Origin of the sequence: Gordonia jacobaea, assembly GCF_001186365.1 — a bacterium.
Taxonomy (GTDB): Bacteria; Actinomycetota; Actinomycetes; order Mycobacteriales; family Mycobacteriaceae; genus Gordonia; species Gordonia jacobaea.
This window is the reverse complement of the sequence record NZ_LDTZ01000018.1, coordinates 259,301-279,335: the sequence shown is the minus strand read 5'-3', so window position 1 is coordinate 279,335 and position 20,035 is coordinate 259,301. Positions and strand designations below refer to the sequence as shown.

Genomic DNA, 20,035 nt, shown 5'->3' with positions numbered 1-20,035 from the left:
GGCTTGCGACGCTCTGGGACCATAGAGGTATGCGCATCGCCAATCACGTCGTCGACCTGGTGGGCAACACACCACTGGTCAAGCTCAACTCGGTGACCTCGCCCGGATCGGGGCTGGTCGCGGCCAAGGTTGAATACCTCAACCCGGGCGGCAGCAGCAAAGACCGTATCGCCGTGCGGATGGTCGACGCCGCGGAGAAGTCGGGGGAGTTGAAGCCCGGCGGCACGATCGTCGAGCCGACGTCGGGCAACACCGGTGTCGGGCTGGCGCTCGTCGCGCAGCAGCGCGGATACAAGTGCATCTTCGTGTGCCCCGACAAGGTCGGCGAGGACAAGCGCAACGTCCTGCGTGCCTACGGCGCCGAGGTCGTCGTGTGCCCGACAGCCGTCCCGCCCGAGCACCCCGACAGCTACTACAGCGTCTCCGATCGTCTGGTGCGTGAGGTCGACGGTGCGTGGAAGCCCAACCAGTACTCCAACCCCGCGGGTCCGCAGAGTCACTACGAGACCACGGGCCCGGAGATCTGGCGCGACACCGACGGCACGATCACCCACTTCGTCGCGGGCGTCGGCACCGGTGGCACCATCACCGGCACCGGCCGGTATCTCAAGGAGGTATCCGGCGGCAAGGTCAAGGTCGTCGGCGTCGACCCCGAGGGATCGGTGTACTCCGGCGGCACCGGGCGGCCATACCTCGTCGAGGGCGTCGGTGAGGATTTCTGGCCCACCGCGTACGACCCGAGCATCCCCGACGAGATCATCGCGGTCTCCGACGCCGACTCGTTCGACATGACCCGACGCCTCGCCCGTGAGGAGGGTCTGCTCGTCGGCGGTTCCTGCGGCATGGCGGTCGTCGCGGCACTGCAGGTGGCGCAACGGGAGGGACCCGACTCCGTCGTCGTGGTTCTGCTTCCCGACGGCGGGCGCGGCTACATGGCCAAGATCTTCAACGACGAGTGGATGAGCAGCTACGGATTCCTTCGTACCCCGCTCGACGGGGGCAAGCCGGAGCCTCTCGTGGGAGATGTGTTGCGCGGCAAGACCGGTACGCTGCCCGACCTCGTGCACACCCACCCGCAGGAGACCCTGCGCGACGCGATCGAGATCCTCCGTGAGTACGGGGTGTCGCAGATGCCGGTCGTCGGCGCCGAGCCGCCGGTGATGGCGGGCGAGGTCGCAGGCGCGGTCACCGAACGTGATCTGCTCTCCGCGGTGTTCGAGGGTCGTGCGAACCTCGCCGATCCCGTGTCTGCGCACATGGGAGATCCGTTCCCGCTCATCGGTTCCGGTGAGCCCGTGTCCGCGGCGACCAAGGCGCTCGGCGAGTCCGACGCACTCATGGTCGTCGAGGACGGAAAGCCGATCGGTGTCATCACCCGACACGATCTGCTGGCGTTCGTCAGCACTCATCCGACGATCACCGCCGGTTAGCGTCCAGATACCCACTCAGCGAGGAGTTCTCACGTGAAGAAGTACCAGCGTCCACGCGGCTTTTCCACCGAAGCCATCCACGCAGGCTACGACCCCGACCCGCAGACCGGCGCGGTGAACGTCCCGATCTACGCGAGTTCGACGTTCGCCCAGGACGGCGTCGGCGGTCTGCGTGACGGATTCGAGTACGCGCGTACCGGAAATCCGACGCGTCGAGCGCTCGAGGCGAACATCGCCGCGATCGAGGGCGGAACGTACGGGCGCGGATTCTCCTCCGGCATGGCAGCCACCGACGCGATGCTGCGCGCGTCGTTGCGTCCCGGCGACCACCTCGTCATCCCGAACGACGCCTACGGCGGCACCTTCCGCCTGATCGACAAGGTCTTCACCCAGTGGGGCATCGACTACTCGGTGGCACCGGTCAGCGACATCGACGCGGTACGAGCGGCGATCACCCCGAAGACCAAGCTCGTGTGGGTCGAGACACCGACCAATCCGCTGCTGAACGTCGGCGACATCGCCCGTCTCGGTGAGATCGCGCACGAGGCGAAGGCAAAACTGGTGGTGGACAACACCTTTGCGACGCCGTACCTGCAGCGTCCGCTGGAACTCGGTGCCGACGTCGTACTGCACTCCACGACCAAGTACCTCGGCGGCCACTCCGATGTCGTCGGTGGCGCCCTGGTCACCGACGACGAGCAACTCGACTCCGACATCGCGTTCCTGCAGAACGGTGCGGGCGCTGTGCCGGGTCCGTTCGATGCCTACCTGACGATGCGTGGCATCAAGACGCTCGCGGTCCGGATGGAGCGGCACTGCGACAATGCCGAGAAGGTCGCCGAGTACCTCAACCGCCACGACAAGATCGAGCGCGTGCTGTACCCGGGCGATCCCTCGCATCCCGGTTACGAGGTCGCCGCCAAGCAGATGAAGCGCTTCGGCGGGATGGTCTCGGTGTTGGTGTCCGGCGGCATCGAGGACGCCAAGAAATTCTGCGCCCGCACCGAGGTGTTCACGCTCGCCGAATCGTTGGGCGGCATCGAATCGCTGATCGAGCATCCCGGTGCGATGACCCACGCCTCGACCGCCGGGTCGTTGCTCGAGGTGCCCGAGAACCTGGTGCGCCTGTCCGTCGGCATCGAGGACATCGACGACATCCTCGCCGACCTGGAGCAGGCGCTGCAGTAGGTCGGACCGCTGGTATTCGGGACCGCCGCAGGTTGCGCTGCGTGAGGCATTGCAACCGCGTACGTTGACGCTCATTATGCTGATCACACAAGCCGAGATCGACGACGCCGCGATGGTGTTGGCGCCCGTGATGCGCCGCACTCCGATGGTGGCGTCGCGGGTGTTGTCCGAGCGCAGCGGCTCCGACGTCTGGCTCAAGTGCGAGAACCTGCAGCGCACAGGATCGTTCAAGCCTCGCGGCGCGTTCTACCGGATCTCGCGGCTCACGCCCGAGGAGCGTGCCGCGGGCGTCGTTGCGGCCAGTGCCGGCAATCATGCACAGGGAGTGGCATGGTCGGCGGCCCACCTCGGCATCACCTCGCGCGTCTATATGCCGGTGGGCGCCGCCTTACCGAAGTTGGCCGCCACCAAGGCATATGGGGCAGAGGTCGTGCTCGTCGGTGAGACGATCGACGAATCACTGGTCGCCGCACGAGCTTTCGCCGAAGAGACCGGTGCGACGCTGATCCACCCGTTCGATCATCGCGACATCGTGGCGGGGCAGGCGACCGTCGGCGTCGAGATCTGTGAGCAGATGCCCGACGTCGGTTCGATCGTCGTCCCGCTCGGCGGAGGTGGGCTGCTCGCCGGGATCGCTGCCGCGGTGAAGGCACGGCGACCCGACGTCCGGATCATCGGTGTCCAAGCAGCGCAGGCAGCGGCATGGCCGACCTCGCTGCAGGAGGACATGCCCGTTGCGGCGACCCACATGTCGACGATGGCCGACGGGATCGCCGTCGCGCTGCCCGGCGACGTTCCGTTCGCCCATGTCCGTGAGTTGGTCGACGACGTGGTCACGGTCGACGAGGGGCAGTTGGCCACCGCGCTGCTCCTGCTGCTCGAGCGCGCGAAGCTGCTCGTCGAACCCGCGGGCGCCGCGGGAGTAGCCGCGCTGATGAGTCTCGACCTCGATCTGCCGGGACCGATTTGCGTCGTCACCTCCGGCGGGAACATCGACCCCCTCGTGCTCAGCCACGTGACCACCGCGGGACTGACCGCGTCCGGTCGTTTCCTGACGGTCACCGCCACGATTCCCGACCGCCCGGGTGGCCTCATCTCGCTGCTCGAACTATTGCGTGAGCAGGGGGCGAGCGTCGTCGACGTCGTGCATTCGCGTGTTGCCGACGACCTACAGCTCGGCGAGGTGCAGGTGACGGTCAGCGCCGAGACCAGGGGCGCAGAGCACCAGGAGGCTGTGCGTGCCGCTCTCGCCGATGCAGGCTTCCTGCGCTGACGGGGTTTTCGGCGACCGGCGTCGGATCAGGTCTGCGGACGCAGTGTCGAGAAGTGGCGCAGGGTGTCGGTTTCGACCGTCTTGAACACCGACGCCGCTGTCGGCCCGCTGAACAGCCTGACCGGCTTGGCTCCGGTCGCGAGTTCGAGAGCAAAGCGCCACACGAGGCGGCAGCCGACGTCGGCGCTGCTGACCTCGGTCAGTTCTCCGAACCGCGACAGGCCGGGTACGGTCACCGATTCTCCGCGAAATGCGTTGCGGTAGTGGTGTTCTGCCGGCTCCTCGACCCAGTCGAAGAAGTACTCGGAGAGTGCCACGCCTGGGCCGAGTTTGGCCTGACGGGTCGTGCCGACACCGTATGGCGGCGGCGAGGTGAACTCGATACCCCTGATCGCCCGGCACCAGTCGAGGGTGTGTTGGCGCGTCAGCTCTGCCCACGCGCGTTCGGGTGTGACCGGCAGGTTGACGTCGATGCGATAGCTCACCGGTGCCGTGTCGAAGAAGTCGAGGTCGAACGAGTCGAGTGCGTAGCTGCGAGCCATCGTGCCATTCAAGCACGGCGCCGCACCGTCTTTCGGCGATACGTCCAGCGCGGACGCTCTCGATATGCACCGCGGGGCTAATCTGGCACAGTGTCCGTCCCCGCAACCACCGTGATCGGTCTGCTCGGTCCCGTCGCCACCGGCGTGTCCGCGGCGCCGGATTCGCCGGTGACGCCGGATGATCTGGTGACGGTTCCGGGCATCCGCGCAAAGCGGCTGTTGGCGTCGCTGGCGCTGGCCGGAGGGCGCACTCGCTCGGCAGAGCGGCTCATCGACGATGTGTGGGGCGACGATCCGCCACGGTCACCCGGGGCGGCACTGCACACCCAGATCTCCCGGCTGCGGACCGTCCTCGGGGCCGGGCGCCTCGAGGCGTCGGGCAGCGGGTATCGCTTGATCGGCGGACGCACCGACATCGAGATCGTCGAAGAACTCATCGCGCAGGGAACCGTGACCGCGCTCGACGACGCCGCGTCGTGGTGGCGTGGCGAGCCAGGAGATGACCTCGGCGTCGAGGCGGCATCGCTGATCGGCGAGATCCGCGCACGGGCGGGACACGCGGAGGACGCGTTCAACCGTGCTCGCAGCGCGGCCGCGATGAATTCCGGCGACTACTCCACGGCGCGCGAGATCGCTGAACGACGTTGTGCTCGTGACCCATTGGATGAGACGGCTGCGCTGGATCTGATGCGCGCGCTCGCCGGTGAGGGACGCGTCGCCGATGCGCTCGCCGTGTACGCCGCACTGCGCCGTCGACTATCGACGGAGTTGGGCGTCGATCCCGGTCCGACGATCACCGAGTTCCACAACGCGCTGCTCGCCGAGGGAGACCTCGATGTTCGACGCCCCGCTCCGAGCGCCCGACGCTCGAGTATGCAGACGGGTCTGCTGGTGGAGACGAGCGACCTCATCGGGCGTGAGGGCGACGTCGCGTCGATTCTCGAGCAACTGAAGGCGAATCGCGTCGTCACCATTCAGGGGCCGGGCGGAGTGGGTAAGACGCGGGTGGCCAACCGCGTCGGGCACCGGCTCGTCGACGAGGGATCATCTGTCTACTACGTTCCGCTCGCACCGATCCGCAACGACGACGACGTGGTGCCTGCCATCGCTGCGACGCTCGGCGTCGGTGAGTCGGACCTCGGTACCAACGCGCGACCGCGCATCGCGCCGACAGGTGATCTGCAGGACCGATTGATCGACGCGCTGCGCGGGCGGGGCGCGCTGTTGATCCTGGACAACTGCGAGCAGGTGATCGAGCGGTGCGCGCGCCTGGTGGCCGATCTGCTCGCTGCCGACTCGTCGTTGAAGATCCTGGTCACCAGTCGATCCCCGCTGATGCTGCCCGCCGAGCAGATCTTCGGATTGCCGACACTCGATGTCACCGACGACGGTGCCGCCGTCGAACTGTTCGTCACCCGAGCCCGCGCGGTGCGGCCCGACGCCGATCTGCCACACGAATCCGTCGCGCGACTGTGCCGACATCTCGACGGCCTACCGTTGGCAATCGAGTTGGCGGCAGCCCGAATTCGCACCATGACGGTCGAGGAGATCACCGATCGGTTGGCGGAGCGATTCGCACTGCTTCGCGGGACGGACCGCAGCGCTCCGGACCGGCACCGCACGTTGCGGGCCGTGATCGATTGGAGTTGGGACCTTCTCGACGACGATGCGCGTGAGGCGTTGCGTCGGCTGTGTAGATTCCCGGCCGGGTTCACGGCCGACGCGGCGGGAATCGTGCTGGGCTATCGCGGTTTTCGGCTCGACGACACTCTCGCCTCGCTGGTCAATCAGTCGTTGCTGACCGTGATCGAGGCCGACGGTCGGGTGCGCTACCGGATGCTGGAGATGGTGCGCGAGTTCGGCGAGGAGAAGCTCGCCGCGGAGCCGGGGCTGTCGTCGGAGGTCAACTCCGCAATGCGCAAGTGGGCCAGATCCGTTGCGTCGGAGATGGTTACCGGGTATGAGTCGGGCGTGGACGCAGGGTTGATGACCCGTGTTGCCGCCGACGTCGACAACCTCGTCTGGGTGCTCCGCCACTGCACGGAGCTGATCGCGCACGGCGAGAAGGACGACTCAGAGGTGGCCGACGCCGTCGACTGCGCGGTGCGGATCTTTCCCATCCTCGCCGGGTTCTGGATGGCGCGGGGCCTGCACGCGGAGATCATGAACTGGGGGTCGCGGCTGATCGACGTGTTGCCGACGCCACCGCGCGATCTTTCAGACGAGCGTCGACGTGATTGGCAGGCAACGGTTCTCGCGTCGATGACGCATCAGATGCTGCGCCAAGACCTTCGAGAGCTCGCACGTGCGCGGTATTACCTGCGACGACTGCACAATCCCGATCGGATCTATCTCGAGCCGACCGAACTGATGACGGCGTGTGTGCTGAGCCGGAGTACGACCGAGGCCATTCGCTACGTCGTGCGTGGCACCACGAGCCCCGACGAACGGGTGGCGACGACAGCGCTGGGCGGACGGATGAACCTCGCCGAGAACCTCGGCCGTCTGGATAAGGCGGAACGCGACGGTGAGACGCTGCGCAAGCGGTCGCGGCTCGGGAGTGACCACTGGATGTCGGCGATGGCTCAGGTGAGTCTCGGCGGAATCCACAGTCAGCAGGCGAATTGGTCTACCGCCGTTGACTTTTATCGGGGCGGAATCGCCGACCTTGTGCGACTCGGTTCCTTCGAGGACGAGATGCAGACCCGCTGTTACCTTGCGGTGACGCTGATCAACCTCGACCAACTCGACGCCGCAGAAGAACAACTGGTGCACGTTGCCGACGGCTGGACGCCCGATGACCCCGACCCGCGCGGGTTCCCGGAAGTGTTTGCCGGAATGATGTTGGCCTTCGGCGAACTCCGTTACGCGCGTGGCGATCTGGCCGACGCCGCTGAGCTGTTCGCCCGAGCGGGAGACCTGCTGTTGCGTGAGCATCCGATGGCTGCACGGGACCCAGGGGCCGCGATGCTGATCGGTGTTGCCGCCATCGGTCTGGTGCGCACCGGGCAGCTTGATCGTGCACGCGCGTTGCTGCCGGTACTGGCGTCGGGCGTCGTCGAGACGCTGTCGCCGAGTGGGTGGAACGATATCCCGCAGTCCGCGAATTTGGCGGTCGCAACGGGATACGTGTTGTGCGATAGGAGTGAGACCAGACGCGACGGTGCTCGGCTCCTGATGCTCGGAAAACGATTGAAGGCGCGCGTCGATTATCCGGGCTATTACGCAGTGTTGACCGACCTGGTCGGTGCGTCGAAGCTGACGCAGGAGGAGTGGGACGACGTCACCGCCGACATCCCGGGCATGTCCCGGCGGCGCGCGACCGAAGAACTCGTCGAACTGCTTGCGTCGAAGACGCCCCGCCTCGCCTGAGATCACACAGAGCGACGGGCCTGCCGCGTGGCAGGCCCGTCGCTGTGCGTGTTGGTCAGGCGTTGCGCATGTAGGCGCGCACGGCGAGCGGAGCGAACACAGCGGTGATGACCGCTGCGCCTGCCAGCGCCCACACCACGTGGATACCCGCGTGTCCGGTCGCGGTGAGCTCACGCACCGCGGTGACGAGGTGGCTCACCGGATTCACGTTCACGAATGCCTGCAACCAGCCCGGCATTGTGTCGACGGGAACGAACGCATTCGACATGAAGGTCAGCGGGAACACGACGAGCATCGAGATTCCCTGTACGGCAGAGGCTTTGCTCATTATGCAACCCATGAGTGCGAAGATCCAGGAGACGGCGAAGCTGCACACCATGACCAGGACAACCGACGCGATGACACCGAGGGCGTCGGGGCGCCAGCCCATGATCAGGCCCATCACGACGGTGATGATGCTCGCGATGAGGTAGCGGATCACGTCGGCGAGAAGGGCTCCCGCAAGCGGACTGATGCGTGCGATCGGCAGCGAGCGGAATCTGTCGAAGACACCTTTGTCCATGTCTTCACGCAACTGTGTTCCGGTCACGATGGAGCTCATCACCACGGTCTGCACGAGGATTCCCGGGATGATGACGGGAAGATAGGACGAGACGTTGCCACTGATGGCACCGCCGAAGATGTAGGTGAACATCACCGTGAAGATGATCGGCATGATGGTCACGTCGAATAGTTGCTCGGGGTTGTGCCGGAGTTTGAGCACACCGCGGTAGGCCATGGTCAGCGACTGGCGTGCGGTCTCCGCGAGAGAGACGGACTGTTTCGCTCGTGCTCGGATGGCGCCGGTGGTGATGGCATTGGGTGTGACGGCTCGGGGAAGTGTTGTGGTCATCAGAGGTTCTCCTCTTGCGTGGCGTCTTCGTCTGCGGGGGCGTCGTGGGAATCGGCGGGTTTGCCGGTGAGGGTGAGGAACACCTCGTCGAGGCTCGGTTTCTGGACGTTGATCTCGTCGACGGTGATGCCGTCGGAGCGCATGGCGATCAGGACGTCGGGCACGAGGTCAGGGCGGTGCAGTGGAGCGGAAATTCTGCTTGCTTCTGCCGATAGGGTTGCGGGCTCGCCCAGGACGCGTTCGACGATCTCGGCGACGCGCGGGGCGTCGGACCGTTCGAGTGGGGCGAGTTGCAATGTCGCCGCGCCCACCGAGTTCTTCAGGGCGTCGGCGGTGTCGTCGGCGATGACACGACCGTGGTCGATCACCGCGATGCGATCGGCGAGTTGGTCCGCCTCGTCGAGGTACTGGGTTGTCAGCAGCACGGTGGCGCCGTCGGCGACGAGTCGGCGGATGGTGTCCCACATCTGGGCGCGGGTGCGGGGGTCGAGTCCGGTGGTCGGCTCGTCGAGGAACAGCAGTGGTGGGGTGTCGATGAGGCTGGCCGCGAGGTCGAGGCGTCGACGCATTCCACCGGAGAAGTCCTTGAGTGGGCGGTCTGCTGCTTCTGTGAGTGAGAACTCGTCGAGCAGTTCGTCGGCTCGGACCTTGGCTGCTTTCCGCGAGAAGCCGAGCAGAAGGGCGAAGACGACGAGGTTCTGTCTCGCCGTCAGGTCTTCGTCGACCGAGGCGTACTGGCCGGTGACGCCGACCAGCGACCGGACGGCCGTCGAGTCGCGCACGACGTCGTAGCCGAAGATTGTGGCTGAGCCCGCGTCTGGTCGCAGGAGTGTGGCCAGCATGCTGACGGTGGTGGTCTTGCCTGCTCCGTTGGGGCCGAGGACGCCGTACACAGAGCCGGTTGGAACTGCCAAGTCGACGCCGTCGACGGCGCGGTTCGAGCCGAATTGCTTGACCAGTCCGCGTGCATCGATGGCAAGTTCGGAACCCAGTGGGTTCGACGCGCTCGTCGTCGCAGTGGTGGTGGTTGTCGTAGTCATGGCGTCAGCCTGCACTACGCGACTGTCGTGGGCCTTACGTCAACTGTCATGCAGCGGCGTCGAAGCGTCCGCGGTGTCAGGGCGCCGTGAGATCTGTGGTGGGGCGGGCGAGGTCACGCCGCCGATGCGGAGTGCACCGAGTTGCGGTGAGGTGCGGTCGCGAGATCGGTCTCGTAGCGGATCACCGCTGCGACGTGCCCGAGACGCTGCTCGACGATCAAGATCGCCTCTGCCAGTTGCGTGGTGTCGTCGACGTCGGCGACCAGCGCGACGGTGTGTCCGTTGTTGCGCAACATGAACGGCACGACGTCGTAGTAGTTGCTGCTGACGACGGCAACCGGCGTGCCCTCGTCGAACAGGGTCTTGGCGTAGTGGGCAACGAGTGCGTCGTCGTCGAGGACGACGAGCGGAACGTCGGGGGTTGGCTGCTTGTGCATCTTCATGGTCCGTCCTCCTTTGGATGGTTGAATGCTCTGACTACACGATGAACCCGCAGGTTAGCGATGGTCTGGGGCCAAGCTGTGGATAACCTGTGGTCCGAAGCCATGTGTGGATTTCCTGTGGACGGGCGCGGTGACTCCGGTCGTGATCGCGCCTAGCGTGCAGCGCATGGGGAGACGAAATCACAAGTCACGCAAGCCAACTGTCGGTCGCACGCGCAACGGCACCACCGGCAGCGATCGGCAGTATCACGCCGCCACCGGGCGACGGCTCAATCAGATTCCGTGGGCGGCGACGGGCATGCCCGACGTTCAGGCCGCGCTCGTCGACGCCTTCCGCGGACTCGCCGAGGAGTGGGCCGCATACATACGTCCGGTCGGCGTGCGGATGCTCCACGCGATGAAGCGATTCGATCAGTACCGAGACGGACATCTCGCACTCACCGAGGACGAATGCGCCGATCTTGCCGAGGACTACATCGAGAGCGTCGACCTCTATAAGCTGCTGCGCGGACTCCTCGGCCGCGCCGATACGTCCGCCGAGGTTCTTTCGAGGGTCTCGCCGATCTGGGTGCCCGAGTCGGTCACCAGCGAGGCGAGGTCTGCGGACGGCGGTGCGAGCATTCGCGTACTGCCCGAACTGGGCAGCGCGGGGCTCCTCGTCTTCGAGAAGCCTCTGACACGTATGACGGAGGGACCGCTACCCAACGGTGTCATCACGCCGACCGTCGACGTCGATGGCGTGCTGTGGTGGTCGCACGCCGAGTTCGCCGACATCGGGCTCGGTGGAGCGTGCACGAAGGAGGATACGACGACATGCGGGTCGTTCGAGGTGCAGCCGCTGACCCGCAGCCGCGACCTGCAGCCGCTGCGCGGCGAGGCATGGCGACTGTCGCTGCTGACCGAGGTGGCCAACTACAGCGTCGAACCGTGCGACGACATGTCGGACGCGCCGTCGGGCACACCGCTCTTCCAGATGTTCGACCGCTTGGGAGTTATGTTGGGGCGCAGTGACATTCACGTGAGTGACGAGTCGGGAGCGCTCACCATCCGCCGCGACGACGCGGCGTGAGTCAGCTGCGGTGTGGAGTCGGACCTAGATGTGGACCTAATCGAAGGAGTTGGGTGCGGCAGCACCCAACTCCTTCGATACGACACACATGTTCGTGGTGGATGCCCGGCTGGTTACCGCGCCAGACCGAGCGTCCGGCTGACGATGCCCGCCATCTCGCGCTCGCCAAGCGCGTTGGGATGCACGGGGATCGGCTGGACGGTGCCGAAGATCGGTTCAACCCAGCGCACGCCCACCGGCTTGCAACCATCGTGGCCGATCGACGGTGTGGTGGCGTCGACGAAGGTCACCCCGGTTGTCGTGGCCGCGCGCTTCACGGCGTCGTTGAGTGCGGTCTGGATTCCGTGCGCATACGGCAGATCGCCGGCGGCGACAGGCAGATTGGGGCACGCCTGTGCGGTCGCGGGCATGATGAGCGGGTAGCTGACGATTGCGACGCGAGCCCTGGGCGACTTCGCGCGAATTGCCTTGAGCGCGTTCACGATCTTCGGGTAGGTCGCGCTCTGGATCTCGCGTGTCACCGACGAGCCGTACTGGTCTTTGCACGGCGTGCCGCGGAAACCTGCGGCGACTCCTGCTGCGACACACTTCGCGACGGTGCCGGCGAAGACGTTGCCGTCGTTGCCTCCGATCATCAGGGTGACCAGTTGTGTGGTGGGCCGTAGGGCGCGCAATTGTGGTGCGACGTCAGGGTATTGGCGAGTGAAGAAGTCTTTGGTCTGTGCGCCACCGCAACTGACGTCCTTGAGTGAGAAGCCATTGCGGCGTGCGATCACGTGCGAGAAGTTGTTGCTCGACTGCGTGCAACTGCCGGGTTTGTCTGGCGCGGTGGGGGATACCCCGGAACCCGCGGAGTAGCTGTCTCCGAGGTTGACGTACGCGAGCGGCGCGGGGGCGGCGTCGGCGAGTGTGGGTGTCGAAACCGAGGTCAGCAGTCCGACGGCCACGGCAGCGGCGACGACCCCGACTCGGCGCAGAGTGATGCGCGTTTTCATTCCTGAGTCTTAGCATCGCGAAACACCCGCGCGAGACGTTTTGGTCAAACACGTCTCAGGCAGGGTACGAGTTTGCGGCTGCTCCGCGGAGCACTCGGATTCACCCGTTCAGACGACGCACTACGCGGCCGTTTTTGTCGGAGTCGATCCATAGAGTCCCCTTCGTCGCCGAACGTACGGCGTCGCGAACGAAGGAAGACCAATGACGAACCCTCCGAATGCGCCCCAGTCGGGCGCGCCCCAGCCCGGTGTCCCCCAGTCGGGCGCGCCCCAGTCCGGTGTGCCCCAGTCCGGTGTGCCCCAGTACGCGTACCCGCAGACCGGTGCCGGGCAGTTTGCCGGAGCGCCGAACACGGTGCCGCAGTACGGCTTTCCGCCTCAGGGTCCCGGCGGCCAGCCGGTCAATCAGCCGCCCAAGAAGCGGCGCAAGTGGCCGTGGATTCTCGGTGCGCTGGTGGTGTTGATCGTGATCATCGTTGCGGTGTCGGGAGGCGGGTCGGACTCGGATTCGTCGTCGAACTCGACGTCGGCGGGGTCGTCGCAGCAGGGTGCCGAACAGAAGAACGCTGGTGCGGAAAAGGACAGCGGCGCAGCGGGACTCAATACTCCTGTGCGCGACGGCAAGTTCGAGTTTGTCGTCACGGGAGTGGAGAAGGGGCTGTCGAGTGTCGGCGACAATCCCTATCTGACCGAGCAGGCGCAGGGGCAGTTCGTGGTTGTCTCGATGACGGTGCAGAACACGAGCAAGGAGCCGCAGAGCTTCTCGCCGTCGGATCAGAAGCTCGTCGACGACCAGGGTCGCAGTTTTGAACCGAGCACCTCCGCGCAGATCGCCCTCGGCGGCTCCGACATTCCGGTGTGGGACAACATCAATCCGGGCAACACCGTCGATGCCAAGGTCGTCTTCGACATGCCGAAGGATGCGACTCCGGCGACCATCGAGCTGCACGACTCGATGTTCTCGGGTGGCGTGAAGGTGCGTCTGAACTGATCATCTCGCGGTGAGATACGACGAAAGGTTGCTGTGGGCTGCGGAATCCGCAACCCGCAGCAACCTTTCAGCCTGCTGTAGTCCCGTAGGGGGTCAGCTGTGGTACGGCTCGGCCTTGACGAGCGTCACCTTCACCACCGAGCCGTTGGGCACGGTGTATTCGCGGGTGTCGCCGACCTTGGCGTCGATCAGTGCGGAGCCGAGCGGCGAGCTCGGCGAGTAGGTCTCGAGCTTGCCGGCCTGTGCCTCTTCGCGGGTGGCGATGAGGAAGGTCTCTTCGTCGCTCTTGTCGCCGTCGTAGTACACGGTGACGACGGAACCGGGCAGTGCGACGCCGGACTGTGTCGGGGCCTCGCCGACCTTCGCGTTGTTGAGCAACTCCTGGAGCTGGCGGATACGGGCTTCCTGCTGGCCCTGCTCCTCGCGGGCGGCGTGGTAGCCGCCGTTCTCCTTGAGGTCGCCCTCTTCGCGACGCTCGTTGATCTCGGCAGCAATGACCGGACGGTTGGCGATCAGAGAGTCGAGCTCGCTCTTGAGGCGGTCGTGCGACTCCTGGGTCAGCCAGGTCACCTGGGTGTCGGTCATCGGTCACTCCTTTGTGTTGTCCGCTCCCCGGCAATGTCTGAACCGGGGCACTGTCCCGAATCGGGACACATGGACTGCTGTAAATGCTTGGTTTGCCCACATGCTTCATGCGCGCACGTGCTTGGTTATGTCACACGCGGTAGCACGTGTGGGCCTGCTCTAAATGCAGCAACACGACCCCTCTCGGAGCCGTGTATTCAGTCAGGATACCAAATCCAGACGGATGTGGCACATCACACGTCGGTCGTGTTGACCTCGGCGAGGGCCTGCTGGTAGCTGGGTTCAGATCGTTTCAGCCATGCGACGACGCCGTAGGTGATCGGCATGACGAGGATTTCGACGAGCGTTTTCCAAATGAATCCGACGGCGGTGTAATTGATGAAGTCGCCCCACGTCGAAATTCCCAGGGCGGATGCGGCAATCGAACAGAACACGAGTGTGTCGGCGAATTCTCCGACGACGGTTGAGCCGAGTAGCCGTGCCCACAGTCGCTTTTCGCCCGCGCGTTGCTTCATCTTGACGAGCACGAACGAGTTGAGGAACTCGCCTGCGAGGTCGCGCCGTCGGTGACCAGGCCGTTCATGTGGATTGGGCCGACGTCGAGGTGGAGCCAACTGTCGAACAACACGACACCCTTGGTGCCGGTGATGTTGCTGATGAGCATGACACCGATGAACAGCGCCACCAACGCGGGGAAGTACGGGCTGCTCAGGTGGGCGAAGACCGCCTTGTCCGGTCTTCCCCTTTTGTCGTGTTTACCCGGCGCGTCGCGTACGCCGCGGTCACCGTCTGGAGTGGCCGACGTCGGCACGGGACGCTCTTCTGTCACGACGCGGAGGAGGTCAGGTAAGCGGGGACGTCGGTGCTGCAGCCGAAGACCTCACCGATGACCGGCGGCCCGGACGTCTTGATGACGGTGCGCAGTCCCTGCTGCTGGGTGCCCGGCGGTACGAGAACCTCACGACGCCCCGCCTCCGAGCCGTCCTTGACCCTGGCGCGGACAACGCATGCCACCGGCTGGGTCGGGTCCTTGCGGGTCACCGTGTACAGCACGGCGACCGATGAGTCGTCGAGGATCTCGTAGCCGGTCGCCTGTCCGCTGACATCGGGATCGGCGAACTTGTTGTAGCCGATTGCGGCCAGGATCACACCGAGGACCACAACCGTGACTGCCGATGCGATGAACCACAGGCGCCGACTCCGGGCCGACTGTGCGACGGGATAGGTGGCACGCGGTCCGCTATGCGGTTGTTTGTGCAGGTCGGGTTCCTGCGGCGTGCCCCCGTCTGAACTGTTCACGGGTCAATACCTACCATGAGAGGAGTACGTATCCGAAGGCGAGGAACCGTGACCGAATCGCGCACGCAGGGCGGCTACCGTCTGATGGCAGTGCATGCCCATCCCGACGACGAGTCGAGCAAGGGCGCGGCCACATCGGCCAAATACGCCGCGGAGGGCAACGAGGTCCTCATCGTGACCCTCACCGGTGGCGAACGCGGCGACATCTTGAACCCGGCGATGGATCGTCCCGGGATCAAGGAGCGGATGACCGAGGTCCGCAAAGAGGAGATGGCGAAGGCTGCCGCTGCGCTCGGCGTCGAGCAGACGTGGCTCGGCTATGTCGACTCAGGCCTGCCGGAAGGCGACCCGTTGCCTCCGCTGCCGGAGGGCTCATTTGCGACGTTGCCGGTCGAGGTGCCGACGGAGAAGCTGGTTGAGCTGGTCCGCGAGTTCCGCCCGCACGTGATGATCACCTACGACGAGCACGGTGGATATCCCCATCCCGACCACATCATGTGCCACAAGGTGTCGGTGGCGGCGTTCGAGGCCGCGGGCGACCCGGCGGCATTTCCCGCCGCGGGCGAGCCGTGGACGGTGTCGAAGCTGTATTACACGCACGGATTCATCCGGGACCGCATGGTGCTGTTCTCCGAGGAGTTCGAGAAGAGCGGTCAGGAGAGTCCATTTGCCGAGTGGCTCTCCAAGTGGGACCCCAGTCGCGGCGATCTCATGGGACGCGTGACCACCCAGGTCGAATGCGCGGAGTATTTCCCGCAGCGCGACGACGCACTGCGTGCGCACGCGACACAGATCGATCCCAACGGCATGTTCTTCGCGGTCCCGCTCGAGTGGCAGCAGCGACTCTGGCCCACCGAGGAGTACGAGTTGGCACAGACGCGGGTGACCACCGCGATTCCGGAAACAGACCTGTTCACAGGTGTATCGCTCGACGACGAAGCCGTCGGGGTTGGGGAGCAGGCGACGTCATGACGTTCTCGACAATCGCGGTGTTGGCCGCACAGCAACCTCAGGGACCCGAGTTCGGCAAGGCCTCGCCGATCGGTCTGCTGGTGATCGTGGTCCTGCTCATTGGCACCGCCTTGCTGATCCGCTCGATGAACAAGCAACTCCGCAAGCTGCCGAAGTCGTTCGACGCCAACCATCCCGAAGCCGACCAGGCCTTCGACGAGGGCACCGACGCGGCCGGTGCTGGTGTTGCGGATAGCGACTCCGAGCGAGCCGCACAGGCAGAAGGTCGCGCCACGGCGACGGGAACCGGAAACGGGGTCTCGGTCAGCGCCGACACCACCGCCGACCCCGCGGTGCGACGGGACTCCGGCGGCACCTGACCTTGTAGTCGACCGGGTAGTTCGGCCGGTAGCAGGGACCCCAACGACTCTCGCGACGGAGCGGATCGGATATGCCGAATCAACTGAGCGAATCGTCGAGCCCCTACCTCCGGCAGCACGCTGACAATCCCGTCGACTGGCGCGAGTGGTCCGACGCCGCGCTCGAGGAGTCGGTTCGGCGCGACGTCCCGGTATTGCTCTCGGTGGGCTATGCGGCATGCCACTGGTGTCACGTGATGGCGCACGAGTCCTTCGAGGACGCAGCCACCGCCGCGCAGATGAACCGAGACTTCGTCTGCATCAAGGTCGACCGCGAGGAACGCCCGGACATCGACGCGATCTACATGAACGCGACGGTCGCGATGACTCGCCAGGGCGGCTGGCCGATGACGTGCTTTCTCACCCCTTCTGGTGAGCCCTTCTATTGCGGCACGTACTTTCCCGACACCCCTCGCGGCGGAATGCCGTCGTTCCGCCAGATCCTCTCAGCGGTGACGCAGGCGTGGACGACGCGGCGCAGCGAGATCGAGTCGATGGGTTCACGTGTCCGAGAAGCCTTGTCCGACGCCGCGTCCGCACTTCCGGCGGGTGGTGTCGACGTCGATGAACGGCTCCTCGACTACGCGGTCACCACCGTGCTCGGCGACGAGGACCGGGTCTCGGGTGGATTCGGTGGGGCGCCGAAGTTTCCACCGTCCGCGTTGCTCGAAGGTCTGCTGCGGCACTACGAGCGGTCAGCCGACGCCGCGCCTCTGCAAGCCGTGATGCGCACAACCGATGCGATGGCCCGTGGTGGAATCTACGACCAACTCGGCGGTGGCTTCTCGCGATATGCGGTCGACAACGACTGGGTGGTACCGCATTTCGAGAAGATGCTCTACGACAACGCCCAGTTGCTCCGCGTGTACGGACATCTCGCGAGAATCGTCGACGACCCGCTGCCCGGCCGGATCGCCGAGGAGATCGTCGACTTTCTGCGTCGGGATCTGCGTGTCGTCGGTGGGTTCGCCTCGTCGCTCGACGCCGATGCCGCAGGCGTCGAGGGCTCGACCTACGTGTGGACTCCCGCCGAGTTGCGCGAGGTTCTCGGTGACGAGGACGGCGAGTGGGCCGCAGCGCTTTTCGGCGTCACCGAGGCGGGAACCTTCGAGCACGGTGCGTCGACGCTGCAGCTGCGCACCGACCCCGAAGACGCCGACAGGTACGCGGACCTCAGGCGTCGACTCCTCACTGCGCGGGCGTCGCGCCCGCAACCCCCGCGCGACGACAAGGTGGTGACGGGGTGGAATGCCATGGCGGTCACCGCACTCGCCGAGGCCGGCGCGGCTCTGGATCATCCCGACTGGGTGGAACTGGCCGTCGAGGTGCTGACCGAGCTCGTCGACACTCATCTCGTCGACGGACAACTGCGGCGCTCATCTCTCGGCGGAATTGTCGGTGTGCCGGTGGCTGCACTCGACGACCACGCTGCACTGGTCACCGCGATGCTGACCGTCTGCCAGGTCACGGGCGAAAAGAGTTGGTGCGACAAGGGTTTGGCGTTGCTCGACTCGACGATCGAGACGTTCGCCGACCCCGACGAGGCGGGAGCCTGGTTCGACGCCGCGCAGGGAACACTCATCGCGCGGCCCCGGGATCCGGCAGACGGTGCGACACCGTCGGGTGCCTCGCTCGTGGCCGAGGCCGCGCTCATCGCGTCGGCCCTCGCACGGATGGGTCCCGCGACCCGCTACGCGAGCATCGTCGACGAGACGTTGACGCGTGGCAGCGTGCTCTTGGCCAAAGTGCCGCGTTCAGCGGGGCATTGGCTGGCCGTTGCCGAGGCGCGCCAGGATGGGCCGATCCAGGTCGCGATCGCCGAGGACTCCCGCAGCGCAGGCGAATTGGCGACGGCGGCACGACGACTCGCGCCCGGTGGAGCGATCGTCGTATCGGGTGCGCGCGACTCGCAGCCGCTGCTCGACGGCCGCGGGCCGGTCAAGGGACACGACGCCGCTTACGTCTGTCGCGGCACGGTGTGCGACCTCCCGGTGGTCGACGCGCACGATCTGGCCGCTTCGCTGGCGAGATCAGCGGCGACCTGACGACGCGTGTGCGCGGCGACTGTCCGAGCGAACGGGCACATTCAGCGCAGCAGTGAGAGTGCCTCGAGCCCGTCGTCGTAGCCGAGAACCGCTGCCAGGCCGCGGATGTCGGGATCGAAGGGGTTGTCGCCGGAGCGGCTCAGCGTGGTGGGCGACGGCGAAATGACTGTCGCCCTGTCCAGAACCGCTGCGATATCGGGCCGAGCCGTCGCCGGATCGTCGACCATCGGCGCGAGAACGACGACGCGCTCGGCGTCCTCGGCGAGGTGTGCGTTGGTGGGACTCAGCGAGCCACCGTCGACGTAGGTCGCCCCGTCGATGGTGACCGTCGGCCAGATACCGGGTACCGCGCAGCTCGGGGTCACCGCATCGACGAGACCGACGCCCGAGTCCGACCCGAAGACCACGAGTCTGCCGTCGGATCGTAGTGCCGTGACCCGCAAGGCGATTGGCCACGTCCTTCCGGACAATCTCGACTCGACGGCGTCACGGCGTGCGTGCGGATCGGCCGTCGACAGCGCATCCGACAACGCGACAAAACGTTGCGCGCGTTCGGGATCGGGCGCGGTTGATGCGGCGATAGACGCGAAGGCCTGCATCGGTGCGGCGAGATCGCCCGTCGGCGTCAGCTCCGCGTTGCGGCGCGACTTACGCGTCATGGACTCGAAAAGAGTGGATGCCGAGCCGGATTGGAGCACGGCAGCCCCAGTCGCCGAACCCGCGGACGTCCCGATGACGACGTCGGCGTCGGCCGCGACCAGAGCGCCGCATTCCTCGAGCGCGGTTAGAACACCTGTCATCCAACCGATGCCGAGCAGGCCACCACCACCGAGTACCAGCGCCGTCGATGGGGTCACAGGGAGCCGGTGCGCGGGCGAGCGCCTTCGGGGCCGCGCAACTCGACGAGCCGTCGATCACCCGCGTGATCGCTCAACAGAGCGCTGCCCGCCGGGCGCAGGTCGATGTTGGCGCCCTGGCTGATCGGCCATCCGAGAAATCGGCAGATGAACGACCGCGAGAAGTGTCCGTGCGAGACCACGATGACGTCGGACTTCTCGAAACGCTCCTCGACGTGGTCGACGGCGGCGTCGACACGCGTTGTCATGTCGGAGACGGACTCGCCGTTGCGGCCGCCGCCGGTCCAGATCGTCCAGTCGGGGTCGTAGCGCTCGTGGATCTGAGCGCGGGTCAGGCCCTCGTAGTCGCCGTAGTCCCACTCGGCGAACAGCTCGCTGGTCTCGTCGACGTGCAGTCCGGCGAGCTGTGCGGTGCGCTGGGCGCGCTTCCGGGGCGACGCCATGACCCACGGATCGGTGAGTCCCGAGCGGTTCTCGATCCCTTTCAGCGCTCGCGCGTCCTCCTCGCCCTTCGGGGTCAGATCGATGTCGGTGCGGCCGGTGTGCCGGTCTGTCAGCGACCATTCGGTCTGTCCGTGGCGGATGAGGAGCACGTGGTGGGTGGCGTCGTGCCGAGGGTCGGTCATGTTTCCGATGCTAGTGGC

The 20,035-nt window shown here is 65.9% G+C and carries 18 protein-coding genes and 1 pseudogene; 9 read left to right on the top strand and 10 right to left on the bottom strand.

Annotated elements, in window-relative coordinates:
- Positions 1-29 precede the first annotated feature (29 nt).
- The 3 genes from ABW18_RS14610 to ilvA all read left to right on the top strand — a co-directional run bounded on the left by ABW18_RS14610 (position 30) and on the right by ilvA (position 3,891).
- Positions 30-1,430, top strand: a complete 1,401-nt coding sequence (locus tag ABW18_RS14610) for a cystathionine beta-synthase (protein WP_049699681.1) — start codon at positions 30-32, stop codon at positions 1,428-1,430.
- Positions 1,431-1,463: 33 nt separating this feature from the next.
- Positions 1,464-2,618 carry a cystathionine gamma-synthase gene (locus ABW18_RS14605; RefSeq protein WP_049699680.1) on the top strand — a complete coding sequence of 385 codons (1,155 nt, stop codon included), beginning with the start codon at positions 1,464-1,466 and terminating at the stop codon, positions 2,616-2,618.
- Positions 2,619-2,694: 76 nt separating this feature from the next.
- Positions 2,695-3,891, top strand: a complete 1,197-nt coding sequence (ilvA, locus tag ABW18_RS14600) for a threonine ammonia-lyase (RefSeq protein WP_049699679.1) — start codon at positions 2,695-2,697, stop codon at positions 3,889-3,891.
- Positions 3,892-3,917: 26 nt separating this feature from the next.
- Here the strand turns inward: ilvA and ABW18_RS14595 are convergent, their stop codons facing one another.
- A complete protein-coding gene (locus ABW18_RS14595; protein ID WP_049699678.1) occupies positions 3,918-4,433 on the bottom strand; it encodes an SRPBCC family protein in 516 nt (171 codons plus the stop codon).
- Between the two features lie 90 nt (positions 4,434-4,523).
- On the opposite strand from ABW18_RS14595, the gene ABW18_RS14590 reads away from it, so the two are divergent.
- Positions 4,524-7,805 carry an AfsR/SARP family transcriptional regulator gene (locus ABW18_RS14590; protein ID WP_049699677.1) on the top strand — a complete coding sequence of 1,094 codons (3,282 nt, stop codon included), beginning with the start codon at positions 4,524-4,526 and terminating at the stop codon, positions 7,803-7,805.
- Between the two features lie 55 nt (positions 7,806-7,860).
- Here the strand turns inward: ABW18_RS14590 and ABW18_RS14585 are convergent, their stop codons facing one another.
- From ABW18_RS14585 to ABW18_RS14575, 3 genes are all read right to left on the bottom strand, one after another.
- Positions 7,861-8,697 carry an ABC transporter permease gene (locus ABW18_RS14585; protein ID WP_049699676.1) on the bottom strand — a complete coding sequence of 279 codons (837 nt, stop codon included), beginning with the start codon at positions 8,695-8,697 and terminating at the stop codon, positions 7,861-7,863.
- Positions 8,697-9,737 (bottom strand): ATP-binding cassette domain-containing protein, encoded by a 1,041-nt coding sequence (locus ABW18_RS14580; protein WP_049699829.1) that lies wholly within the window; start codon positions 9,735-9,737, stop codon positions 8,697-8,699. The genes ABW18_RS14585 and ABW18_RS14580 overlap by 1 nt, the downstream gene beginning before the upstream one ends.
- Before the next feature lie 113 nt (positions 9,738-9,850).
- A complete protein-coding gene (locus ABW18_RS14575) occupies positions 9,851-10,180 on the bottom strand; it encodes a hypothetical protein (protein WP_200903269.1) in 330 nt (109 codons plus the stop codon).
- 166 nt (positions 10,181-10,346) lie between these two features.
- On the opposite strand from ABW18_RS14575, the gene ABW18_RS14570 reads away from it, so the two are divergent.
- Positions 10,347-11,249 carry a hypothetical protein gene (locus tag ABW18_RS14570; protein ID WP_049699827.1) on the top strand — a complete coding sequence of 301 codons (903 nt, stop codon included), beginning with the start codon at positions 10,347-10,349 and terminating at the stop codon, positions 11,247-11,249.
- A gap of 113 nt (positions 11,250-11,362) precedes the next feature.
- Here ABW18_RS14570 and ABW18_RS14565 read toward each other — a convergent pair whose 3' ends face one another.
- On the bottom strand, positions 11,363-12,244 hold the full coding sequence (locus ABW18_RS14565; RefSeq protein WP_049699675.1) for an SGNH/GDSL hydrolase family protein: 882 nt from the start codon (positions 12,242-12,244) through the stop codon (positions 11,363-11,365).
- A gap of 202 nt (positions 12,245-12,446) precedes the next feature.
- On the opposite strand from ABW18_RS14565, the gene ABW18_RS14560 reads away from it, so the two are divergent.
- A complete protein-coding gene (locus ABW18_RS14560; protein WP_049699674.1) occupies positions 12,447-13,235 on the top strand; it encodes a DUF4352 domain-containing protein in 789 nt (262 codons plus the stop codon).
- Between the two features lie 93 nt (positions 13,236-13,328).
- Here ABW18_RS14560 and greA read toward each other — a convergent pair whose 3' ends face one another.
- From greA to ABW18_RS14545, 3 genes and pseudogenes are all read right to left on the bottom strand, one after another.
- Positions 13,329-13,820 (bottom strand): transcription elongation factor GreA, encoded by a 492-nt coding sequence (greA, locus tag ABW18_RS14555; RefSeq protein WP_049699673.1) that lies wholly within the window; start codon positions 13,818-13,820, stop codon positions 13,329-13,331.
- 233 nt (positions 13,821-14,053) lie between these two features.
- Positions 14,054-14,532 (bottom strand): annotated as a pseudogene (locus ABW18_RS14550) (VUT family protein).
- A gap of 113 nt (positions 14,533-14,645) precedes the next feature.
- Entirely contained in the window at positions 14,646-15,119 is a 474-nt protein-coding gene (locus ABW18_RS14545; protein ID WP_049699672.1) for a DUF4307 domain-containing protein, read from the bottom strand.
- 84 nt (positions 15,120-15,203) lie between these two features.
- Here ABW18_RS14545 and mca point away from each other — a divergent pair, with 84 nt between their 5' ends.
- The 3 genes from mca to ABW18_RS14530 all read left to right on the top strand — a co-directional run bounded on the left by mca (position 15,204) and on the right by ABW18_RS14530 (position 18,534).
- Positions 15,204-16,091 carry a mycothiol conjugate amidase Mca gene (gene mca, locus ABW18_RS14540; RefSeq protein WP_235434404.1) on the top strand — a complete coding sequence of 296 codons (888 nt, stop codon included), beginning with the start codon at positions 15,204-15,206 and terminating at the stop codon, positions 16,089-16,091.
- A complete protein-coding gene (locus ABW18_RS14535; protein ID WP_049699670.1) occupies positions 16,088-16,450 on the top strand; it encodes a hypothetical protein in 363 nt (120 codons plus the stop codon). Before mca ends, ABW18_RS14535 begins: the two co-directional genes overlap by 4 nt.
- Before the next feature lie 71 nt (positions 16,451-16,521).
- On the top strand, positions 16,522-18,534 hold the full coding sequence (locus tag ABW18_RS14530) for a thioredoxin domain-containing protein (RefSeq protein ID WP_049699669.1): 2,013 nt from the start codon (positions 16,522-16,524) through the stop codon (positions 18,532-18,534).
- A gap of 41 nt (positions 18,535-18,575) precedes the next feature.
- On the opposite strand, the gene ABW18_RS14525 is transcribed toward ABW18_RS14530, so the two are convergent.
- Together ABW18_RS14525 and ABW18_RS14520 are read right to left on the bottom strand one after the other, a co-directional pair.
- Positions 18,576-19,391, bottom strand: coding sequence for a patatin-like phospholipase family protein (locus tag ABW18_RS14525; protein ID WP_083444412.1), 816 nt, complete (start codon positions 19,389-19,391; stop codon positions 18,576-18,578).
- The gene (locus ABW18_RS14520; RefSeq protein ID WP_049699668.1) at positions 19,388-20,017 is read right to left on the bottom strand and encodes a histidine phosphatase family protein; all 630 of its coding nucleotides are present in this window, start codon (positions 20,015-20,017) and stop codon (positions 19,388-19,390) included. Before ABW18_RS14520 ends, ABW18_RS14525 begins: the two co-directional genes overlap by 4 nt.
- Positions 20,018-20,035: the final 18 nt, after the last annotated feature.